General features: G+C 69.1%; 18 protein-coding genes. 6 read left to right on the top strand and 12 right to left on the bottom strand.

The window, feature by feature from the left end; translation table 11 throughout:
- Positions 1–150 precede the first annotated feature (150 nt).
- On the top strand, positions 151–1,296 hold the full coding sequence (locus HMPREF1478_RS02725; RefSeq protein WP_016460551.1) for an acyl-CoA dehydrogenase family protein: 1,146 nt from the start codon (positions 151–153) through the stop codon (positions 1,294–1,296).
- 219 nt (positions 1,297–1,515) lie between these two features.
- On the opposite strand, the gene HMPREF1478_RS02730 is transcribed toward HMPREF1478_RS02725, so the two are convergent.
- The 5 genes from HMPREF1478_RS02730 to HMPREF1478_RS02750 all read right to left on the bottom strand — a co-directional run bounded on the left by HMPREF1478_RS02730 (position 1,516) and on the right by HMPREF1478_RS02750 (position 8,786).
- Positions 1,516–2,757, bottom strand: coding sequence for a variant leucine-rich repeat-containing protein (locus HMPREF1478_RS02730; RefSeq protein ID WP_016460552.1), 1,242 nt, complete (start codon positions 2,755–2,757; stop codon positions 1,516–1,518).
- Positions 2,758–2,873: 116 nt separating this feature from the next.
- Complete coding sequence (locus HMPREF1478_RS02735; protein ID WP_083940063.1) at positions 2,874–3,737, bottom strand: anaerobic ribonucleoside-triphosphate reductase activating protein; 864 nt, start codon at positions 3,735–3,737, stop codon at positions 2,874–2,876.
- Complete coding sequence (locus tag HMPREF1478_RS02740) at positions 3,688–5,592, bottom strand: ribonucleoside triphosphate reductase (protein WP_083940064.1); 1,905 nt, start codon at positions 5,590–5,592, stop codon at positions 3,688–3,690. Before HMPREF1478_RS02740 ends, HMPREF1478_RS02735 begins: the two co-directional genes overlap by 50 nt.
- Positions 5,593–6,328: 736 nt before the next feature.
- A complete protein-coding gene (locus HMPREF1478_RS02745) occupies positions 6,329–6,853 on the bottom strand; it encodes a DoxX family membrane protein (protein WP_016460555.1) in 525 nt (174 codons plus the stop codon).
- An 841-nt stretch (positions 6,854–7,694) separates the two neighbouring features.
- Positions 7,695–8,786 (bottom strand): phosphatase PAP2 family protein, encoded by a 1,092-nt coding sequence (locus HMPREF1478_RS02750; RefSeq protein WP_016460556.1) that lies wholly within the window; start codon positions 8,784–8,786, stop codon positions 7,695–7,697.
- Positions 8,787–9,109: 323 nt separating this feature from the next.
- Between HMPREF1478_RS02750 and HMPREF1478_RS02755 the strand changes: the two genes are divergently transcribed.
- From HMPREF1478_RS02755 to HMPREF1478_RS02765, 3 genes are all read left to right on the top strand, one after another.
- Entirely contained in the window at positions 9,110–9,568 is a 459-nt protein-coding gene (locus HMPREF1478_RS02755) for a YbjN domain-containing protein (RefSeq protein ID WP_016460557.1), read from the top strand.
- Positions 9,565–10,047 (top strand): YbjN domain-containing protein, encoded by a 483-nt coding sequence (locus tag HMPREF1478_RS02760; protein ID WP_016460558.1) that lies wholly within the window; start codon positions 9,565–9,567, stop codon positions 10,045–10,047. Before HMPREF1478_RS02755 ends, HMPREF1478_RS02760 begins: the two co-directional genes overlap by 4 nt.
- 197 nt (positions 10,048–10,244) lie before the next feature.
- Positions 10,245–12,824 carry a DEAD/DEAH box helicase gene (locus HMPREF1478_RS02765; protein ID WP_051113414.1) on the top strand — a complete coding sequence of 860 codons (2,580 nt, stop codon included), beginning with the start codon at positions 10,245–10,247 and terminating at the stop codon, positions 12,822–12,824.
- A gap of 291 nt (positions 12,825–13,115) precedes the next feature.
- On the opposite strand, the gene HMPREF1478_RS02770 is transcribed toward HMPREF1478_RS02765, so the two are convergent.
- From HMPREF1478_RS02770 to HMPREF1478_RS02795, 6 genes are all read right to left on the bottom strand, one after another.
- On the bottom strand, positions 13,116–13,538 hold the full coding sequence (locus HMPREF1478_RS02770; protein WP_016460560.1) for an Rv3654c family TadE-like protein: 423 nt from the start codon (positions 13,536–13,538) through the stop codon (positions 13,116–13,118).
- On the bottom strand, positions 13,535–13,873 hold the full coding sequence (locus tag HMPREF1478_RS02775; protein WP_016460561.1) for a TadE/TadG family type IV pilus assembly protein: 339 nt from the start codon (positions 13,871–13,873) through the stop codon (positions 13,535–13,537). The genes HMPREF1478_RS02770 and HMPREF1478_RS02775 overlap by 4 nt, the downstream gene beginning before the upstream one ends.
- Entirely contained in the window at positions 13,870–14,145 is a 276-nt protein-coding gene (locus HMPREF1478_RS02780; protein WP_034474855.1) for a DUF4244 domain-containing protein, read from the bottom strand. Before HMPREF1478_RS02780 ends, HMPREF1478_RS02775 begins: the two co-directional genes overlap by 4 nt.
- 130 nt (positions 14,146–14,275) lie before the next feature.
- Positions 14,276–15,517, bottom strand: coding sequence for a type II secretion system F family protein (locus HMPREF1478_RS02785; RefSeq protein WP_232207409.1), 1,242 nt, complete (start codon positions 15,515–15,517; stop codon positions 14,276–14,278).
- A 17-nt stretch (positions 15,518–15,534) separates the two neighbouring features.
- Positions 15,535–16,647 (bottom strand): TadA family conjugal transfer-associated ATPase, encoded by a 1,113-nt coding sequence (locus tag HMPREF1478_RS02790; protein WP_016460564.1) that lies wholly within the window; start codon positions 16,645–16,647, stop codon positions 15,535–15,537.
- Complete coding sequence (locus HMPREF1478_RS02795) at positions 16,640–17,668, bottom strand: CpaE-like family protein (protein ID WP_016460565.1); 1,029 nt, start codon at positions 17,666–17,668, stop codon at positions 16,640–16,642. Before HMPREF1478_RS02795 ends, HMPREF1478_RS02790 begins: the two co-directional genes overlap by 8 nt.
- Positions 17,669–17,810: 142 nt before the next feature.
- Between HMPREF1478_RS02795 and HMPREF1478_RS02800 the strand changes: the two genes are divergently transcribed.
- Positions 17,811–18,581, top strand: coding sequence for an HAD family hydrolase (locus tag HMPREF1478_RS02800; RefSeq protein ID WP_016460566.1), 771 nt, complete (start codon positions 17,811–17,813; stop codon positions 18,579–18,581).
- A gap of 56 nt (positions 18,582–18,637) precedes the next feature.
- Here the strand turns inward: HMPREF1478_RS02800 and HMPREF1478_RS02805 are convergent, their stop codons facing one another.
- Positions 18,638–19,474 carry a hypothetical protein gene (locus tag HMPREF1478_RS02805; RefSeq protein WP_016460567.1) on the bottom strand — a complete coding sequence of 279 codons (837 nt, stop codon included), beginning with the start codon at positions 19,472–19,474 and terminating at the stop codon, positions 18,638–18,640.
- Positions 19,475–19,491: 17 nt separating this feature from the next.
- Between HMPREF1478_RS02805 and HMPREF1478_RS02810 the strand changes: the two genes are divergently transcribed.
- Positions 19,492–20,421, top strand: a complete 930-nt coding sequence (locus HMPREF1478_RS02810) for a hypothetical protein (protein WP_016460568.1) — start codon at positions 19,492–19,494, stop codon at positions 20,419–20,421.
- Positions 20,422–20,430 lie beyond the last annotated feature (9 nt).

Consider the following 20,430-nt stretch of genomic DNA (forward strand, 5'->3'; position numbering starts at 1 on the left):
ACGCCCCGTCAGGCACGTTACATCTCGCCGTCCCACAACCCCGGCGCTACAGTAAGGTCACCCTGAGTAACGGGGCCACCGCGCTACCGCGCCACGTCGCGCGAGGCGCCCCGGCCTCGTCCCTTCGTCCGACCCGAAAAGAGGACCGCGATGAGCTTCCTGGATTCCGACCTTCTCGCCCGCATCCACGAGCGCGCCGCCGACGTCGACGCCGCGAACACCTACCCCGAGGCCGACCTCGCCGACCTGCGCGAGGCCCGGTACCTGTCCGCGTTCGTCCCCACGGAGTTCGGGGGCGCGGGCCTGAGCCTGACCGAGATCGCCGCGGAACAGACCGCGCTGGCCAAGGCGGCGCCCGGCACCGCGCTGGGCATCAACATGCACCAGATCATCGTCGGGCTGGGCCGCTACCTGGTCACCCACGGCAACGCGCGCGGCGAGCAGATCCTGCGCGACGCGGTGGCCGGCGAGGTCTTCGGCTTCGGAATCTCCGAGCCGGGCAACGACCTCGTCCTCTTCGGCTCAACGACCCGCGCAACCGCGACCGCGGACGGCGGCTACTCCTTCGAGGGCACCAAGATCTTCACGTCCCTGTCCCCCGTGTGGACGCGCCTGCTGATCTTCGGGCGCGCGGAGACCGAGGAGGGCCCCAAGTCCGTGTTCGGCATCGTCCACCGCGACGACGAAGGCTACTCGATCAAGGACGACTGGAACACGCTGGGCATGCGCGCCACCCAGTCCATGACCACCCTGCTCCAGGGGGTGACCGTGCCCGAGGAGCGCATCCTGACGATCACGGACCCGGGACCGAGCGCCGACCCGGTCATCTTCGGCATTTTCTCCCACTTCGAGATCCTGCTGGCCGCCACCTACCAGGGCGTCGGCGAGCGCGCCGTCGAGGTCGCCGCCGAGCACGTGGCGAAGCGCCGCTCGGTGAAGAACCAGACGACCTACTCCAACGACCCCGACATCCGCTGGCGCATCGCCGAGGCCGCCCTCATCATGAACGCGGTCGGCCCGCAGATCCGTGAGCTTGCGCGCGATATCGACGAGGGTGTGGACCGCGGCCGTTCGTGGATGCCGCAGCTGTCCGCCGCGAAGAACGCGGCAGCCGAGGCCACGCTGCGTGCCGTCGAGCAGGCCATGCGCGCGTGCGGTGGCAGCGCCTACTACAACACGCACGAGCTCTCGCGCCTGTACCGTGACGCCCTGGCCGGCCTCTTCCAGCCCTCCGACCAGGAGTCCCTGCACGCCGCGTGGGCGAACCTCATTCTGGGCCCCATCGAGAAGGCGTAGCGCCGGAGCGAGAAGGCGTAGCACCGGAGCGAAAAGGCGTAGCGCCGGAGCAGGAACGAGGCCGGGGCACCCCGCCGCGCGGCACTAGGGTCGCGACGTGCGGCCCGAGGCGCCGTCCCACAGGACGGCTGCACCCAGGCCTCGTCGACTCAGACGGAGGGCGGGCCCGAGAATTTCCTCGGGCCCGCCCTCCGTTATGCGCGCGTCATGCGCGTGGGGTCAGTCGTTCCACGTGAACTTCTCGGGGCCGATCTCGCCGGTCGTGCCGGTCATCCAGCCGCCGCGCGCCAGCGCGAAGGACTGGCCGGTCTTCGTGTTCCAACAGCTGATGCCGTCCTGCGTGGAGTGGCAGGCGTAGTCGCCCTTCGTGGCGGCAGCGCCGTAGGCGAGGGCGTTGCCGCCGCTGGGCGAAGCGCTCTCACAGGACTGTCCAGCCTTGTCCTTCGTGGCGGTCAGGACGCCGACCTTATTGCCGGTGCAGGAGGCGAAGCCGTCCTCGGCCCAATCGGACTCGCCGATGCCGCAGCTGACGCCGTCAGCGGTGAAGGAGCAGGTGATATTGCCGGACGGCGAGGAGAACGAGTCGACGGTGATCGCACCGGCGGGGGCCGGATACTTCACGGGTTCCTCGGTCGTGGCGCTCGCAGAAGGCGTCGGGGCCGACGAGGACGAGGAGGACGACGAGCTCGGGCTCGAACCGGCCGCGGGTCCTTCGTATCCGCGCGTGAACACGTAGATGACGAAGGCGAGGAGGACCGCCGCGGTCACGGCGAGGACGCCGAGGATGACCGCCATGACGGGGAAGCCGCGCTTTTCCTTGGATTGTGCGGCGGGCGCGGCATTCTGCGGGGCGCTCGGCTGGACCTGGTAGGACGCGCCTGCACCCCGGTAGGCCTGGGGCGTGGGCTGCGTGCGCGCGGGGGTGCCCGACGCGCTGGGGTAGGACGAGCCTGCCGATGCGCTCGGGTAGACGGCGGTCGCCTCGGGATCCTGGGCGGCCTTGCCACCCATGATGGAGTGGCGCTGCACCTGGGCAACGACCTGCTCGCGCGCACCCACCTTCGGGACGGGCGCATTCGAGCCAACGACCGCGGAGTATGGGGTGGTGCGCTCGACCTGCGAGTAGGAGTTCACGCCGCCCTGACCCAGAACGTACATGCCGGACTCGGAAGTGCGGATCGAGGAGCCGGCGACGGCGCCCGACACGTCTCCATTCATGACGAGGAAGCCGTTAGAGTCGATGTAGCCGTCGTAGTCGTCGCGCGCTTCGAGAGCCGCGTTGACCTGCGGATCGTTGAACTGGTGCAACCAGTCGAGCAGCCCGCGGTAGGCGTGCGGGTGGGCGGCCACCACCGGGCGCAGCTCGGGGTAGCGGTACGCCAGCTGGCGCAGCGCTTCAGCGTCGGTCGACGGGTCCTGGGCAGCCGCCGCAGGGTCGTCGAAATGCAGCTCTTCAGCCATCGAAACTCCAGACTTCACGGTCACGAGGTTGTTACACAATACCGCGATCAGGGGTCACAAGTGAAACCTTCACCATATTTTTTCCCACCATGCGGCGCTGTCACTTGACAAAAGCTCTACGAGTCACCACGGAAGATAAATCTGTCAAAGCCAAGGGTTTCGATGTCCCGCGCGAGGGAGCGTACCTGATCGTCCCACCCCGGCCTCGTCGCACAGAACCCGTCCGGCGTCCCCATGTCGCGCGCCTGCTGGAGAGCGAAGGTCCTCGCCCCCATCTCGCGCGCCCGTGCCGCCACCTCGAAGCCGTCGGCGGGACCATCCGGGTAGACGGTCAGGCGCACCTCGTGGTCCACCTCAGGGTGCGCCAGGACGATACCCAGCGACTCCCACGCGCGCTCGCCCGCGCCCGCTCGCCCGGCCACGGCCTCGTAATTGCCCCGGGTCGCCTTCACGTCGATGCCCACCCAATCGACGAGGCCCGCGTCCAGCAGGTCCGCCAGGCGGCGCGGGTAGGGGCCCGCGGTGTGCAGGCCGACGCCGAAACCCAGCTCGCGCACGCGCGCCATCGCCGCCCCGAGCGCGATCTGGCGGGTCGCCTCGCCGCCCGAAAACACGACGCCGTCCAGGAGGCCGCGCCTGCGCGCCAGCAGATCCTCAAGCTTGCTCCACGCGACCACGCCCGGGATGCGCGGGTCGATGATCGCGCTGTTGTGGCAGTACGGGCACGCCCACGGGCACCCCTGCAAAAACAGGGACGCCGCGAACTTGCCCGGCCAGTCCACGGTCGACATCGGCACGAGGCCCGCGATCTGCAGGTCGTCCGGCGTCCACTCGCGGTTCGCTCGCCCCCCGACGAGGCCGGGGCCGCCCAGGCTCAGCGTGCCCTCCCGGGGAGCCCCGGCCTCGTCAATCGGGGGACGGGCGCCCACGTCAGCGGCTCCCCGCGGGTGGGAACGCGCTGACGAGCTCACCGTGCGCATCCGCGGCGGTCTCGGAGAACATCTGACGCTCGTGGTACTCGCCCTTCTTGCCGATGTTGAAGGACTGGACCGGACGGAAGTAGCCCATCACGCGCGTCCACACCTCGCAGGCCTGCGGCTCGGCATCCGGGTGGGCGGCCGCGCACTTGTCGCACGTGAAGTGCTCGCCGGCCAGGTAGCCGTGGACCGGGCAGATCGAGAAGGTCGGCGTGATCGTGATGTAGGGGACCTTGAAGGCCGTCAGCGAGCGGCGCACCATCTCCTTGCAGGCCTCGCCCGAGGAGACGCGCTCGCCCATGTACAGGTGCAGGACCGTGCCGCCCGTGTACTTGCCCTGCAGGACCTCCTGATCTTCAAGCGCCTGGAAGGGGTCATCCGTGTAGGCGACCGGCAGCTGCGAGGAGTTCGTGTAGTACGGCTCGTCGGGCGTACCCGCCTGAATGATGTCGGGGAAGCGCTTGCGGTCCTCCTTCGCGAAGCGGTACGTCGTGCCCTCCGCGGGGGTGGCCTCCAGGTTGTACATGTGGCCGGTGGCCTCCTGGAGCTGGACCATGCGCTCGCGCACGCGGTCCAGGATGCGCACGCACATGTCGAAGCCGCGCGGATCCGTCAGGTCGTAGGCGTCGTCACTGAAGTTGCGCACCATCTCGTTCATGCCGTTGACGCCGATCGTCGAGAAGTGGTTATCGAGCGTGCCCAGGTAGCGCTGCGAGTAGGGGAAGAGGCCGTGGTCCATGTGGTACTGGATGGTCTCGCGCTTGATTTCGAGGGACTTCGAGGCCAGGTCGATGAGCTCGTCCATGCGCGCGACGAGACCCTCCTCGTCACCCTTGTACAGGTAGCCGAGGCGCGCCATATTCAGCGTGACCACACCGATCGAGCCCGTGAGCTCCGCCGAGCCAAAGAGGCCGTTGCCGCGCTTGAGGAGCTCGCGCAGGTCCAGCTGCAGGCGGCAGCACATCGAGCGGATCATGTGCGGGTCCAGGTCGGAGTTAATGAAGTTCTGGAAGTAGGGCAGGCCGTACTTCGCGGTCATGTCGAAGAGGGCGTCGACATTCTCGCCCTCCCAGTCGAAGTCGGGCGTGATGTTGTAGGTCGGGATCGGGAACGTGAAGACACGGCCGTCCGCGTCACCGCCCGTCATGACCTCGATGAACGCGCGGTTGATGAGGTTCATTTCCCGCTGCAGCTCGCCGTAGGTGAAGTCGACGACCTCGTCGCCGATGAGGGGGTGTTCGTCCGCGAGGTCGTCCGGGCACGTCCAGTCGAAAGTGAGGTTCGTGAAGGGGCACTGGCTGCCCCAGCGCGAGGGCACGTTCAGGTTGTAGATGAGCTCCTGCATGCACTGCACGATCTCCTCGTACTCCATGTTGTCCAGGCGCACGAAGGGCGCCATGTAGGTGTCGAAGGAGGAGAACGCCTGGGCGCCCGCCCACTCGTTCTGGAGGGTGCCGAGGAAGTTGACGATCTGGCCGCACGCCGAGGAGAAATGCTTGGGCGGGGCCGAGGCGATCGCGCCACCCACGCCATTGAAGCCCTCCTGGATGAGGCGCTTGAGCGACCAGCCCGCGCAGTATCCGGCGAACATGTCGAGGTCGTGAATGTGGTAGTCGCCCTCGCGGTGCGGCGCGCCAATCTCGGGCGTGTAGACGTGCTCAAGCCAGTAGTTGGCGACGATCTTGCCCGCCGAATTCAGGATCAGGCCACCCAGCGAATACCCCTGGTTCGCGTTGGCGTTGACTCGCCAATCGGAGCGATCGAGGTACTCCTCGACTGTTGCAATAGCGTCGACGTCGTATCGGGGTGCGGTCATTGTTCTGGTCCTGTCTTGATTCCGCTTTTTCGCTGCGAGCATGGGGTTTCTATTCATTGTCGGCGGCTGCGGGAGCCTCTGGCCTTGCCGTTGCTTCGGTGGGCGGCGGAGCCAGCAGTGCTGTTCGGACGCGTGATCGACACGTCGTGAACACTGCACCCTCGTGGGGCGAGGTCGTGGCACTGTGGGTGATGGAGGTTTTCTCCGCCCGATGCGCCCCTCCCCTAGATCTAGGGATACGTGACCACGAATCACTAGATCTAGTGTTTGAGCCGAACAACAACCACAATATCTAGTGTCAAACGTGTGTCAGAAATACGACGCGCGCGACGCCTCGTTCCCCTCATCACGTGCGCGCTTTTTCAGGATCCATCGGGGACCTACGTCCCGACGCGAGGCTGCGTCCGGTCGCACGCGAGACCGCATGACCATGCGACCAGACAGTACGCCCCACGCTCCCTACATCCCAACCTCACCCCGATCCGACCCCATCCTCACCCCACCCTCGCTCCACCCTCGCACTCCACGCCCCAACCTCACACTCCCCACCCAAAATTCCGCATGCAATTCAATTACTTTAAACTTCAATATCCCCCACAAACGTTGCAATTCCAACGACCACAATTCAATATTTGAAATAGACCCAGGGGAATTGCATGCGAGATTGTTGGGAAACCATGGCACAACGACCGTCGCCGCCACACCGTCACCACCACCACGAAGCGCAGAGGCCGCGACCGGAAACCCGGCCACGGCCTCGTCGAGGAAGCGGAACGAATCAGACGAGGAAGGGCAGCTTCTTGACGAGTCCCAGGCCCTTCCACCACGCGCCCAGGCCAAGCGTGTCGCCCGCACTGGTGAGCGGAATCAGGATGAGGACGAGCGCGTAGACCAGATGCTCGTTGACGACCGGATTGAGGGAGCCCCACACCCACGGCGCGACGGCCGCATACATGAAGCCCAGCATGACGACGCCCGCCACGGCCGCGAGCCGCGTGCCGATTCCCAGCAGGAACGCCAACCCGATCCCCAGCAGGCCCAGCATGAACAGCCAATCCATCGCGGGTACGGCGAGGGACTCGAAGAAGGAAGCCAGAGGCTTACCGGTCGTCGCACCCGTCAGGTAGCTCTGCGCCGGGGTTCCACCGTTGATCCACGCGCGCGACGGGCCCGTCGAATAGTGCAGGCCGAATGTCTTATCCACGAACGACCACAGGAAAATGAAGCCGACCGCGATGCGCAGCAGGGCCAGGACGAAGCGCGCGGGCTTGGAGGTGACGACGGCTGATGCGGGACGAGGCATAGCGGCCCTTTCTGGTGATCTGCGGTTGGTGGCGGGGTTGGGGCGCCGACGGCGGGGCCACTGCCTGCCAAGTCAGCAGCTCGATAACCCGCCGCCATTATCCACCGCTAGAGTCATGTGGGGCTAGTTACGTCACGACGTCCGATGCCTGTCGGCAGCAAACTGGTAATCCGCAGTGGTTCCGGTGGTTTCGCGAAACCGGCCCTGCGCACCTGATTCGACGGCCCGGTACAAAACTCTCCCTGTTCGCAGCCCTCGCGGGTCGAACCGGTACAAAACTCTCCCAGCACACCGAAAAACGCCGATTTTGGGCCATTTGACGCCAGCAGGGAGAACTTTGTACCGCTCGAGCCACCAACAACCCGAGCAGGGAGAACTTTGTACCGCTCGAGCCACCAACAAACCGAGCAGGGAGAACTTTGTACCGCATGCACGTCCTGGCCGCGGTGCCGGTGGGCGGCAGGGCCAGCACTCAGCAAAATTCGCATGCAATTCGATTGCATGAACTTTCAACAAAGTCCAGAAACGTTGCAATTCCAACGATATGAATTCAAAGTTTGAAATAGCCAAAGGGGAATTGCATGCGAAATTGCTGGGCCGACGGGCCAGGACGCGGTGGCAGGTCACGATGGCAGGCCGCGGGGCCTGGCTGCGGTGCGCGTGGGCGGTGGCAGGGCCTGGCCGGGCTTCGAGACGACGCGCCGAGCGAAGCTCGCGGCGCGGACGGCTCGCGGGCGGGCCGCCGCCCACGCGCACACCAAGCAGCCCGGCCCGACCAGGCACATAAAGCGGCACCACAAGCACGGCAGCACATCAACCGGAGCCGCCAGGACCGCCGGATTTACTCGCCCGCGAGCCGGTCGACCTGGTGCATGATGAGGCCGCACGCGGCGCTCACCCACGCGACGGCGGCCACGCCGAGGACGCGGGATCGCCAGGGGCGCACCTGCAGGAAGTCCTCGAAGCCGTACCCGGATCCGGGGGATGCGGCGGACATGCTGAAGCCCCACATGGCAGCGCCGGTGGCCAGCAGGGCGATCACGATGAGCCCGAGGCTCACCCACATCATGACGCGTTGGACTTTCGCGCCGTGCCGGGGCCGCCGTTCGATGGGTGAGAGGGCGAGCGCCCACGCGCCTGCGATGAGGACCGCGGTGATGACGTCTGAGGGCCGGTGCCAGCCTTCCATCATGACGGACACGCCCATGAGGGATGTCCACGCCCACCCGATCCACGCGGATGGGCTGCGGAACCATTGGGGGGCGACGACGATGAGGGCGAGCGAGAGCGTGACGGCGACGGTCGTGTGCCCGGAGGGCAGGGAGTTGCCGGCGCCCGTGGTGACGCCGAGGTTGGGGCGGGTGAGGATGTAGTCCTTGAGGATTTGGGTTGTCACGTTTGCGCCGATGACGGCGCCGAGGGCGCGCCCGGCGAGGGTGGGTCGGCGCCTCGCTGCGGCGACGAGGGCGACGACGAGGCCGGCTGCGACCATGACGGGCACGGACACGATGCCGGTGATGAGTGTGGAGAAGGCTTCGTAGCGGCTCGCGGAGCGCATGGTGCCTTCCATGAGGATGGTGTCGAGGACTTGCCCGGGCGCGGTTGCGAGCGCGACGTGGCTGATGAGCATCGTCAGCAGCAGGCAGGTGGCGACGCCGCCGAGGCGTCGGGCGAGCTTGCGTCGATACCAGGAGTCGGAGGTGAGGCGACGAGGCCGGGGCCCGTCCGCCGCAGGCGTGTCGGCGGGTGCGGGGCTGGGGGTGCGCCCTCGGGTGGGTCGCGGGGTCGCGGGGGCGCTGTCCTCGCGGGGCGCGCGGCCCGCTGCTTCGGCGGGTGCCGACGAGCGTTTGCGGGGGCGCACGGGGCGTGAGCCTTTGGTGTAGGACTCGTCGACGGTCGGGTCGGAGGGCAGGGCGGCGTTGGGGTCGTCCATGGTGTCCTCCGTTCGTGTCGATAGCGTATTCCGCCTCCACTGTAGTGGAGTGGGGGGCGGGCGTGTGGATTGGTTCGGGTTTGATGCGAATCGAAGGCAAGCACACAGCGGTGGTGGAAAGCGCACCTACCCGAGGCCTCGTCCCGGGCAGTGGCACATACGGTGTACACCAGGGGGAACACACGGCGCCCCGGGTCTGCATGCGCGGCACGCCCCTGGCCGGCACGCGCACGAAAGTTGTCAGACAAGGTGGGCGCGCGCGGGACAGAGGCCTCGGTTACAGTGGGGGTGTCCGATCCATACGTGTCACGCGGGAGTTGTCAGTGGCTGCATCTTCACCTGTCAGCACCGATCGTATTCGTGATTTGTTGCGTTCTCGCGATGTGCGTTTCGGCGACTACAACGAGGGCGAGCTGGCGTATTTGACGCCGAATGCCGCGTTTTTCTGGAATGCGACGAACCCTCAGATTCTGCAGTTGCGCGCTCAGTGGCGCGGGATTGCGCGCACGCCCGAGCAGTTCGGCGAGCTGGCCCGCGAGGTCGCGGCCTGCAATTCGACGCGCACGGGCCCGAAGGCGTACCTGGCTCCCCTGGAGGATGGCTCGCAGTATGGCTTGATCGCGGAATGCAACGTCGTGGTGATGTCGGGGCTCACTCAGGCGCAGTTGGATAATTTCTTTGAGACGTCCATGTCGATGATTATGGGTTTTTTCGCGGATCTTGAGGTGACGTTGCCCGGGTTCGTGGATTGGGATTCCCAGGGTCGGGAGGCTTCGCTGTGAACGTTCCGTACGTGGTTCCCGAGGATGAGGTGACCCCTTACCCGGCTAATTTTGAGCGGGTCGTTCAGGCCGTGCGCGAGATGGGCTATGGGCTGGATGTGATCGAGAAGGGTCACGCTGCGGGCGCGATTTTCGACGATGTTCCGTTCCTGGTGTCCTTCGATACGGCGGGGCGTTTCCTGTCGATTCGCGCGCTGTGGGAGTCGGATCTGCCGGCGGAGAGCGCGGAGCCCGCTCTGTTCGCGACCGCGGACAATTGGAATCGCGAGAAGTATTTCCCGACGGTGTACACGTCGACGTCGCCGGAGGGGACGCTGGGCGTGTACGCGGATTTCGTGGTGGACACGGAGGCTGGCCTGTCGGATGTGCAGCTGCGTGACGCTATTTCGTCGGGTATTTCGACGGGTATCGCGGCGATCCAGTACGTGAAGGAGTCCGCCTCCGAGGCTCTGGGGCTCGGTGAATCCGGGCGCGGATGAACGCTGATCGCTGCGCTTCTCCCGACTCGCACGAGGCCGGGGCGGGTTCACGCGAGCACGCGCGCCTTGACCCGGACACAGGGAAGTCGGCGTCACCTCGAGGTGAGGCGGATGATCGGGTGCCATCGAGCACCGCTGCCGCGCCGGACCTCGCCTCGTCTCCCTCCCCCGCCGACCTGCTGGCGGTCTTGGAGCGCCTGAGCGCCGGGGATGATCGGCTGCTCGGCCACGTGACGCTGCCGGGACGATCAGGGCGGATCGCGGATTGGCCGCAGTGGGTCAGCCCCGCGGTCGTGGACGCGTGGGCGCGCCGGGGTGTGGAGCGCCCGTGGATTCATCAGCGTGAGGCCTTGGATGCGCTGCGCGAGGGCCGTGACGTCGTGCTCGCGACGGGCACGGGCTCAGGCAAGTCCCTGGCCGCGTGGACGCCGATCCTCTCGGACCTGGTGGAGGCCGAGGATTCGTCGCGCATTTCCGCGATTCATCGCCGTCCGACGGCCCTGTATCTGGCTCCGACGAAGGCTCTGGCGGCGGATCAGCTGGCCTCGCTCATGGCGCTGCTCGGCCAGGACGACAAACCCGCCGACGCGCAGGCGAGCGCAGACGCGGAACAAAGCCAAGGCCTCGTCGATGAGAGGCTGCGCCGCGTGCGCGCGACGACCGTGGACGGGGACACGCCGCGCGAGGCGAAGGAGTGGGCTCGCGCGGGCGCCGATCTGATCCTGTCGAACCCTGATTTCCTGCACTACGTGATGCTGCCGTCGCACCAGCGGTGGTCGCGGTTCCTGGCCTCGCTGCGCCTCATCGTCATCGACGAGGCCCACCATTGGCGTGGCGTCACCGGCTCGCACATTGCGCTGGTCGTGCGCCGACTGCTGCGCGTCGCCCACCACTTGGGCGCGGATCCGCGCGTCGTCATGCTGAGCGCGACGGTGCGCGACGCTGGGTCTGTCGGGCGCGCGCTGACGGGGCGCGATGCGGTCGCGATCACCGAGGACGGCTCACCCGCGGGCGCCCACGAGCTGGTCCTGTGGCAGGGCGCGGTCATGGCCGACGAGTCCGAGGTCGATATTTCTTCCTTCCTGGAGGCCCTCGACGCGCCTCCCGGCACGGCCACCCTCAAGGTCCCGATCGTGCGGCGCAGCGCCGGGGTCGAGGCCGCCAACCTGGCCACCGCCTTCGTCGAGGAGGGGGCGCGCCTGCTCGCCTTCGTGCGCTCGCGCGCGGGGGCCGAGGCCGTGGCCGCTCAGGTGCGCGATCGGCTTTCGGCGCGTGGTTCCGCGAACGCCGGCCGGGTGGGCGCGTATCGCGGCGGTTACCTTCCCGAAGAGCGCCGGGCGCTCGAGGAGGCGATTCGCACGGGAGGCGTGCGGGCGCTCGCGACGACGTCGGCGCTCGAGATGGGCCTGGATATCTCGGGCCTGGACGCGACGATCACGGTCGGCTGGCCGGGTACGCGCGCGTCCCTGCGCCAGCAGATCGGTCGCGCGGGTCGCGCGGGCGCGCCGGGCACGTCCGTGCTCATCGCGTCGGACAACCCGCTGGACGCGTACCTGGTGCGCCACCCGGAGCACATTCTCGGCGAGGTCGAGGCCTCTGTCATCGACCCCTCCAACCCGTGGGTGCTGGCCCCGCACGTCGCTGCGGCAGCCGCAGAAATACCGATCACTCCGTCCGATATCACCTACTTTGGCCCGGAACTGCGAGGCGTCACCGAGCGCCTCGTCGCCGACGGCTATCTCAAGCGCAGGCCCGCCGGATACTTCTGGGACGCCACCAGGCCCGAGCGCCCCAGCGACCTCACCGACCTGCGCGGCACCGCCGGGGACGTCCAGATCGTCGACTCGGCCACCGGCACCGTCATCGGCACGATCGACCAGGCCTCCGCCGACGCCCACGTCTTCCCCGGCGCCATCTACATCCACCAGGGGCGCACCTTCCACGTCCTGAGCCTCACCTCCCTCACCACGCCCACCGCACCCGCCGCCCAGGGATGGCCGCGCGCACTCCTGCCCGAGGCCGGGGCCGGCACCCAGGGAACGGACCACCTCGGGGGCGGGGAGCGGGAGGGGGCCCAGGCCTCGTCGATCATCATCCCGCCCGCGCGGGCAGACGACGCGCGCGTCGCCCTGGTCGAGGAGGTGCGCACTCCCCTGCGCACGCGCTCGGCGACCCACACAAGCGTCGAGGTGTGCGCCATCGACGAGACGTACGTGTGCGGGGACGGCACGGTCACCTGGCATCACGGGCCGACAAACGTGTCGACGCGGGTCACCGACTATGATCTGCTGCGCCTGCCCGGGCTCGAGTTCATCCGCAACATCGAGCTCTTCCTGCCCACCCACACGCTGCCCACGAAGTCCACGTGGTTCACGCTCACTCCGGCGGCGCTGGCCGCGATGGGGATCGAGGCCGCGGACCTGGCGGGCACGCTGCACGCGACCGAGCACGCGATGATCGGGATCCTGCCCGTCGTCGCGACCTGCGATCGCTGGGACCTGGGCGGCCTGTCCACCGAACTGCACGACGACACGGGCGCACCCACCGTGTTTATTCACGACGCGTTCCGGGGCGGCGCCGGACACGTGCTCGCCGGCTTCAAGAGCGCGCGGGCGTGGGTGGCCGCCACTCTCGAGGCCGTGTCCTCCTGCGATTGCGAATCCGGATGCCCGCGCTGCGTCCAATCCCCCAAGTGCGGCAACGGCAACGAACCCCTGTCCAAACAGGGCGCGATCACGCTGCTCACCTATCTTCAGGAGCGCGCGCCGGGGGTGTGAGAGGCGCACTCGCACCGCCGTCACTCGCGGACGGCTCGGCCTCGCACTGAAGACACCCGAACCCGCACCGGAGATACTCACGCAAGGCTCGACCCCACACCGTAGATACTCGAAGGGGCCGACCCTGAGGCCGACCCCTTCGAGTATCCCATCAACACAGTGCAAGTCTTCCGATGCGCTCCCTTTCTCGGCTCACCCTTGGTGGGTGTCGCCCTTGGCTTGATGACTATTAATGTACGTACCTCACCTGTGGGAACCATTGAACGAAGCTGGCAATTTCCTGAGAATTTCTCAGCTTCCGGGTCCGGCTCGCGCCTTCGCGCGCAGAATCGTTGATATTCCGGCGATTCTGACGCTCTGCGTGGCAACGACGAGACAATCACTGCCTCGTACTTCGCAGGATTGGAGTGCGACTCCGTTCGCCGCGGCGACGGAGGAGGCGGCCGCGCACGGCCGTTCTCCCACGTCCTCCCAGGGTGCCGTTGCCGATTGTTCGGCGCCCGCTAAGGCCGCCAGGTCGGCGACGGCCTGCAGGCGCCCCTGCTCGCGGTGCGCGGCGCCCACCCCACCGAGGACCACAGCGAGCGCGAGCGCGAGGACGATCAGGGCTACGGAGTTGATGGTCCCGGATCCGTGCTCCCCGCACAACGCGCGCGGATCGCCCGCCCCCTCAGGGTCGCTCCCAGGAATGGCCGCCCCCTGTTCGGGGATCACGGCAGGGCCCCCTCGTCGATGGTCGTCACCGAGCATCGAGCCACACCCCCGACCCAACCGGCGGCGCCGCGGTAGGGGGCGGTGCCGGTGACACTCACCCAGCCGTCGGCTCGGCTCACCGCGTAGGAGCCGGGGGCGTACGCGGCCGATGCCGCCGCCTGCGGATCCCCCTGCCCGATCGAGGCGGCCCTCGCCCCCTCGCGCACTGCCTGGCACAGGGATGCCCCCGTCAATCCGGCCTGCGCGACCGCGACGATGACGCCGATGACGGCCGTGACGGCGAGGAATCCGATGGCGTGCTCGACGGTGACGTATCCGTGATCGCAGCGCTTCATCGGGTGTTCAGCGCCTCCTGGATGATGGATTCCAGGGCGGCGCGCACGGCGTCCGATTTGAGGATCACGATGAGGAGTCCCGCAAATCCTGCGGCCGCGATGGTCCCGATCGCGTACTCCACGGTGGTGGCTCCCTCTTCCGGGTCGGCCGGGTCCGCGTGGGATTCCCCTCCCCGGCCCGCCGTCATGTGATGGGCCGCGTCCTGCAGGGCGCTCATCGCAGCGAGCTGAGCGCGCGTGGCCGCGGATTCGATTCTGTCGATAATCATCATTGATCTGTCCTTTCATCTGCGCGCCTATCGACGCGTGTGGCCAGTGTGCGCGCCACACCTGCCCCGATTCCATGTGGATTCGGACCCCTGTGGATAACTCACGAGCGCCACAAAGCCCTGTGGATAACGCCTACATGTCGAGGCCGCCGGTGAGGGTGGCGAGCAGGGGCGCAATCCCGAGCGCGAGGAATGCGGGGAGGAAGCAGGCGCCCAGTGGCCCGACGAGTCGGACGCTGAGTTCTTCGGCGCGTGTTTTCGCCTCCGCCAGGCGCGAGCGGCGTTCCCACGAGGCGCTGCGCGCGAGCATCGTTTCGGGTGCGTTTCCGCTGGTCCAGGACGATTCGAGGGCGTCGCGCAGCGGGTGCGCCCACTCCGGGGTCTCTTCCCAGGCCTCGTCCCATGGGACGCCGAGCCGCAGGGCATGGGCCGTCCACGCGAGGGATTCTCGCGCGCAGGCGGCGGCCAGGGCGTCGAGGACGCGCGGGATCGCGGCCCCACAGGCGAGGCCGGCGGCGACGAGGTCGCAGGCCAGGGCGGGGTCCGTGTCCTCGTCGACAGATCGGGCTCGCGCGAGGATCCGGCGGCACGAGGCGATGCCGGCCACCCAGGCGGCCACGCCGAGCAGCGCGCAGATTCTCCCGACGGTCGCTCCCGTGTAGAACTGCCAGGGCGAGGCGCCCAGGGCGAGCGCGCTCACGATTCCGACGAGGGGAAGCGCGGCGAGGACTCGCGCGGACATGAGGGGACCGGCGGAGGCGACGCGGCGCGCTTCCGCGACGGACTGGGCATCATCGATACTGTCCCCGATGGCGTCGAGGATGTCGGCCATGGGCGCGCCGAGGCCGTGGCTGAATCGGCAGGCCAGGGCGACGGAGGCGGCGGTGCGACGAGCGGCCGCGTCTGGGGCCCGGGCGCGCACGGGGAGCTCCCACCGCGGCGGCTCGCGCGCCCATTCGTCGAGGATGGGCGGGTAGGACGCGCTTTCAGGCATGATTCCGCCCGCGCCGATGCGCGCCAACGCGAGGCCCCAGGCGGCGGAGGTCGGGGCTCCCGCGCGCAGGCGCGTCGCCACCTCGGCGACCAGGAGGGAGAGCTCGCGCGCCTGAGGCACGCCGCAGGCACGCCCTCGATGCCGCCCGTTTTCTCCCCTGCCCGCGCATCTGCGCAGGCGGCGCATCCACGCGCGTCCGGCAGATTGACGAGAACCGGCAGGGCGCATCCACGCGCGCACGATGCGACGCTCGTGCACGACGCGCCAGGCGGCCGCGAGCGCACGAGACACCAGCATGAGCGCGCACAGCACGAGCACGCACGCGAGCGCGCGATCGGCTGAGCGCTCCACGACGGAGCGACCGCCACTGAGAACGGCCATCCAATCGGCACCCCACCTCATAGTCCGGCCTTTCGTGCGAGGGACGCCCAGGCCTCGTGAGTGGTGACCTGTCCTGAGGCTGTGACGCTGAGCGCGACCGCGCACTCGAGCGACCCGCGAGCGCGCGTCAGCACCCCGACCTCGGATACCCAGCGGTGCCCGCAGGGGGATCGTCGCATGTGAAGGACGGCGTCGAGGGCGCTGGCGGCCTGGGCGGCAACGGCTTCCTCGCCCATGGCGGCGAGCGCGCCGAGGGCGGAAAGGCGCGCGGGCACGTCTCGCGCCCCGTTCGCGTGGATGGTCGCCCATCCGCCGTCGTGTCCCGTGTTGAGGGCGGTCAGGACGTCGCGCACTTCGGGGCCTCGGCATTCACCCAGGACGAGGCGGTCGGGGCGCATGCGCATGGCCGCGCGCACGAGGTCGGACAGGGTGACGGCGCCTCGCCCCTCGACGTTTGGCTTGCGTTCGACGAGGTGGACGCAGTGCGGGTGGGCGGGGGCGACCTCGGCGACCTCCTCGATGCACACGATGCGCTCAGAGGAGGGGACGAGGGAGAGGGCCGCGCTCAGGAGGGTCGTTTTGCCGCTGCCGGTGGCGCCGGAGACGAGGACGTTGGCGCGCGAGGCGACGAGCGCTCGCAGGAGCGGGCCGAGCGCACCGGGCAGTGTCCCGCAGGCTTCGAGATCCGCGATTCCCAGCCGACGCGTGCCGAGCACGCGCAGGGAGATGAGCGTTCCCGACCCGGAGACGGGTGGCAGGACCGCGTGCAGGCGCACGCCGCCGGGCAGGGTGCCGTCGGCGATGGGGCTGGCGTCGTCGAGGCGCGCCCCGCACGCGCTCGCCAGTCGGATCGCGGCGTGGCGGGCGTCGGCCTCGTCGTGGATGCCGACGTCGACGCGCGCGAGTCCGCCTCCCCGCTCGGCCCACGCGTGAGCGCCGTTGATGAGCACGTCGGTGACGCTCGGGTCGTCGAGGAGGCGCGCGAGGGGCGGGTCCATCCCGCGCTGCCGGGCACGCAGGGTCTCGAGGGCGTCGGCGGCTTCGCGTGCGCCGCACCCGGGTCGTGACGTGTTGGCGATCGCCCCGGCGGGCGCGGTGCCGCGGGCGAGGAGTCTCAGGGCGCTACGCACGAGCCACCTCCAGGCGCACAGTCTCGTCGCGCGCGAGGGAACGCCCACGCAGGGGCGTCGGTTCGAGGGAGGCGAGGGCCCGGCGGAGAGCACGCAGATCGCGGCCCGGTCGCGTCGGCGCGCGCAGGATCGGGCGCGGCGCACACGCGGACAGCCCCGGGCTGCGCCCCCTGCGACCAGTTGACACAAGCGTGATCGCGGGGCACGGCGGAGGATGACAGGCGAGGCTCGCGGCCATCGCCGCGGCACCCTCCAGGTCTGGGCGCGTCACGAGGACGAGAGCATTCGCGTGAACGGCGGACGTGCAGCGCGCAGCCCGGTCATCCCATCGTCCCGCGTCCACGATGAGGGGAGCGTGCAGGGACCGGCAGGCGGCGGCGACGCGCGGGTCATCGGCGCTGGCACCGCCGCGCGCGTCCCCGACGAGGGCCCGCACTCCGCTGAGGATGGGCAGGTGATCGCGCAGCGACGGCAGATAGCAGTCCTCCCCCGGGGCGAGGTCCGCCCACCGCACGCCGGGGACATCGCACTCGGGGGCGCGAGCAAACCCGGGCACAGACCCGGAGGCGTCAACGACGACCACTCCCCGCTCCCGCCCACGTTCACGATGCCTCGCCCCACGCCACCACCGCTCTCGAACACCGCGCCGACGCCCCTGCTCCCCGGCCAGCAGCCGCACGACGCTCGTCGTGCCCACCCCGCCGCAGATCCCGGCGACCACCCACACCGCGCCGGGCATCGCCCACCGGTGGCAGGCCTCGGCGATGAGGGAGACGAGGAGCGCCGTGTCCCCGGGCAGACTCACCTGCCCCTCTCCCCCAACGCGCACGCAGGGCACGCCGACGGGCACGGGCGCGCCTGGCGAGGCGAGGACCAGCAGCGCGCTGGCCGGGTTCGAGCACACCCGCGCCCCGGCGAGTTCCACCGCGTCACGGGCGCACTCCAGGTCGGGCGGGGCGAGGCCGACGAGGGCGACAGGACCCCGATTCGCGGCATCGTGCGTCTCATCATGCATGTCCATGCAGCTACGCTGCGCCCACCAGAACCCTCCCGTCCACCCGCGCGCGTGCCCCTGTGGACAACGCAGACCCAAAATGCCACCCTGTGCATAGAAGGGGCCCGACGGAGGACCCTGTGGATTGAGCCAACGCTGGAGTAGACGCATGGTACGCGCGGCCTTTTTCGACCTGGATAAGACGATTCTCGACACGTCCTCGAACGTGGCGCTTTCGGGACCGTTCATCGAGGCCGGGCTCATGAACCGCCGCACCGCGATCACCTCCGTCCTCGTGCAGCTGCCCTACCTGCTCACGGGAGCTGACGAGTCGCGCATGGAGCAGATGGCGCAGGCGCTGGGGCGGATGGGACGCGGCTGGAACGCCGCATTCCTCGAGGCCACGGTCGAGGACGCGCTCGAACGCACGATCCAGCCCGTCTGCTACGCACAGGCGCTCGCGCGCATCGAGCAGCACAAGCGCGCGGGCGACGTCGTCGTCATCGCGTCGGCCTCGGTCGAGCAGGTGGTGCGCCCGATCGCCCACATGCTGGGGGCGGATGAGGTCCTCGCTTCGCGGGCGGCCGTCGACGAGGACGGGTGTTTCACGGGCGAGATCACGCACTTTAACCAGGCGCAGGGCAAGGCGGACGCCTGCGAGGCCTTGGCTCGCGCGCGCGGCTGGGACCTGTCGGAGTGCTCGGCGTATTCGGATTCGGTGTCGGACGCGCCGCTCCTGCGCCTCGTCGGCCATCCCTACGCGGTTAACCCGGACCGCGGCCTGCGCGAGATGGCGCAGCGCGAGGGTTGGCCCACGCTCACCTTCACGTCCACGGTGCGCGTGTTGCCGCGCGAGGTCCCAACCCCCGCGAAGGTCGCGGTTCCCTTCATCGCTGGCGTCGCCGTGGGTGCGGCGGCCTGCGCGCTCCTGCGCCGCTAGGAGGCTGCGCCGCTGACACGAGCGCAGATCGGACGGATCGGACGAATCGCGCAGATTTAGGAGAGTCTGCCCGCCTGCACGTGGCGTGCGACGTCGCGCCCCACCTGGGCCCCGTAGACGATCCCCGCGCAGTAGTGGGTGATCCACCTGGCCAGGCCGGCCTCGTCGGCGCTCACCCACCCGGCGAGCTCCCGCCCCGCGCGCGCGGGATCCAGCGCGTCGTAGGCGCTCGGCACGCACACGCCGGTCGGGTCGACACCGCGCGTGACGAGGATCCACCGCGCCAGGCCGCTTCCCACGACAGACGAGGCCGGGGCGAAGACGCGCCGGAACCGGAAGTGGGCGGTGAGCGCGGCCGCGACGGCGAGGGCGGGGGCATCGCTGCACGCGTACGCGAGGGCGGGGGCCAGCAGGGCGGGGTCCGTGGGCAGGGCGACGGCGTTCGCCTGAGCGAGGCCGGAGGCCACGAGACCGGAGCAGGCATCCCGATGCAGCCCGGCGATCAGCGCTGGCAGGGGTGTCGGGGCGACGCGCGCACCGCCTTGGGAACGCGTGTTCAGGGCGGGGAAACGCGAGGCGAGGTTCCACTGCGAGCGCCAAATCCCCAGAGCGAGGGCAGCCCCCGGATCGGATGCAGGCCCACCCTCGTCTCCCATGGACGCGGCGCGCACGTCGTCGACGCTCGTGCGGGCACCCTCGATGATGGACAGGGCGGTGGCCTCGCGGACGGCGGCCTCGGCGCGGGCCTCCTCCCAGCCTCGGCGCAGTCCCTCGCTGAAGCGCAGGTCGGCGAGCGCGGCGTGCGCCTCGTTCATGGCGGAGGCGACGTCGGGACGGGCGGCGGCCGCTCGCAGCACGGCGGGCGCGGGGTCGACGAGGGCTTCGATACTCACCCCTCTACACTAGGGGCATGACGCTTTTGCAGCATCGAAACTTCTCCGCGCGCCTGCGCTCGGGGTTGTTCGCATTCATTTTCGCGCCGGTTGCCCTGGTGTTCCTGGGTTCGTCGATGGTCGACGTGCAGGCGCTGGCCGCCGTCGGCCAGCCGCTGGCCTCGGTGGAGGGCCTCATCGGCATGGCGCTCGCGTCGCTGCTGCTCGCTCTCATCGCGCTCAACTGCGAGGAGTCGAGCGCGGGCATGGTCGTCACTTTCGTGTGGTCGCTCGCCGTGGGGGTCGCGCAGTTCCTGGGTGTGGCACGCCTGCCGCTGCTCATGAAGTCCTCGGTGGGCCGCGAAGACATGCTCGCCGGCGTCCTGTGGTGCATGTACCCGGTGTGCCTGTCCCTCATACTCGGCGCGTGTGCGCTAACGATCAAGTCGGTGCGGGTGCGCGCGGGCAAGGACACGCGCATGCCTCTCGCGCGCGTGCACCGTCACGCGTTCGGCACGACGGTCGCGCTCCCGGCCGCGATCGCCGCGGGTGTGCTGATGGTGGGGGCGGCGCCCTCGGATTCGACGAACGTCGCGGCGATGGGCCTGGAGGGAATCCTCGAGGGCCACACCCTCGCTCCGCTGTTCGCCCTCGGTGCGGGCCTGGCGTTCGCCCTCTTGGTGGTGAGCGCCCGCTGGTCGATCACGGGCACGCAGATCGCGACGTGGGCGATTCTCGTGCTGCCGAGTTACGTCGTGTTGCCGGTGTGGGCGTCGCTGACGGGCAACGTGATCGTTCCCGGTTCCTCGGTCCTCACGAAGTTCTCCCTCGCCGCCCCTCCCCTGGCGGCCCTGGGAATGGCGACGGGCTGCGCGTCGATGGGGGTTCTGTGGGCGCGGATACGCGCCTTGAAGAAGCTCGATGCGTCGCAGGCCGCATCGACGAATGAGGGGCCTGCCGAGGGCTAATGCGCGCAA

Source organism: Actinomyces sp. HPA0247, assembly GCA_000411415.1.
Classification (GTDB): domain Bacteria; phylum Actinomycetota; class Actinomycetes; order Actinomycetales; family Actinomycetaceae; genus Pauljensenia.

Coding starts and splice junctions, on each gene's coding strand:
- HMPREF1478_RS02800 (WP_016460566.1), top strand. CDS start 17,811: ATGGTACGCGCGGCCTTTTTCGACCTGGATAAGACGATTCTCGACACG.
- HMPREF1478_RS02795 (WP_016460565.1), bottom strand. CDS start 17,668: ATGGACATGCATGATGAGACGCACGATGCCGCGAATCGGGGTCCTGTC.
- HMPREF1478_RS02725 (WP_016460551.1), top strand. CDS start 151: ATGAGCTTCCTGGATTCCGACCTTCTCGCCCGCATCCACGAGCGCGCC.
- HMPREF1478_RS02730 (WP_016460552.1), bottom strand. CDS start 2,757: ATGGCTGAAGAGCTGCATTTCGACGACCCTGCGGCGGCTGCCCAGGAC.
- HMPREF1478_RS02775 (WP_016460561.1), bottom strand. CDS start 13,873: ATGAAGCGCTGCGATCACGGATACGTCACCGTCGAGCACGCCATCGGA.
- HMPREF1478_RS02785 (WP_232207409.1), bottom strand. CDS start 15,517: ATGGCCGTTCTCAGTGGCGGTCGCTCCGTCGTGGAGCGCTCAGCCGAT.
- HMPREF1478_RS02810 (WP_016460568.1), top strand. CDS start 19,492: ATGACGCTTTTGCAGCATCGAAACTTCTCCGCGCGCCTGCGCTCGGGG.
- HMPREF1478_RS02735 (WP_083940063.1), bottom strand. CDS start 3,737: ATGCGCACGGTGAGCTCGTCAGCGCGTTCCCACCCGCGGGGAGCCGCT.
- HMPREF1478_RS02745 (WP_016460555.1), bottom strand. CDS start 6,853: ATGCCTCGTCCCGCATCAGCCGTCGTCACCTCCAAGCCCGCGCGCTTC.
- HMPREF1478_RS02750 (WP_016460556.1), bottom strand. CDS start 8,786: ATGGACGACCCCAACGCCGCCCTGCCCTCCGACCCGACCGTCGACGAG.
- HMPREF1478_RS02780 (WP_034474855.1), bottom strand. CDS start 14,145: ATGATGATTATCGACAGAATCGAATCCGCGGCCACGCGCGCTCAGCTC.
- HMPREF1478_RS02740 (WP_083940064.1), bottom strand. CDS start 5,592: ATGCTCGCAGCGAAAAAGCGGAATCAAGACAGGACCAGAACAATGACC.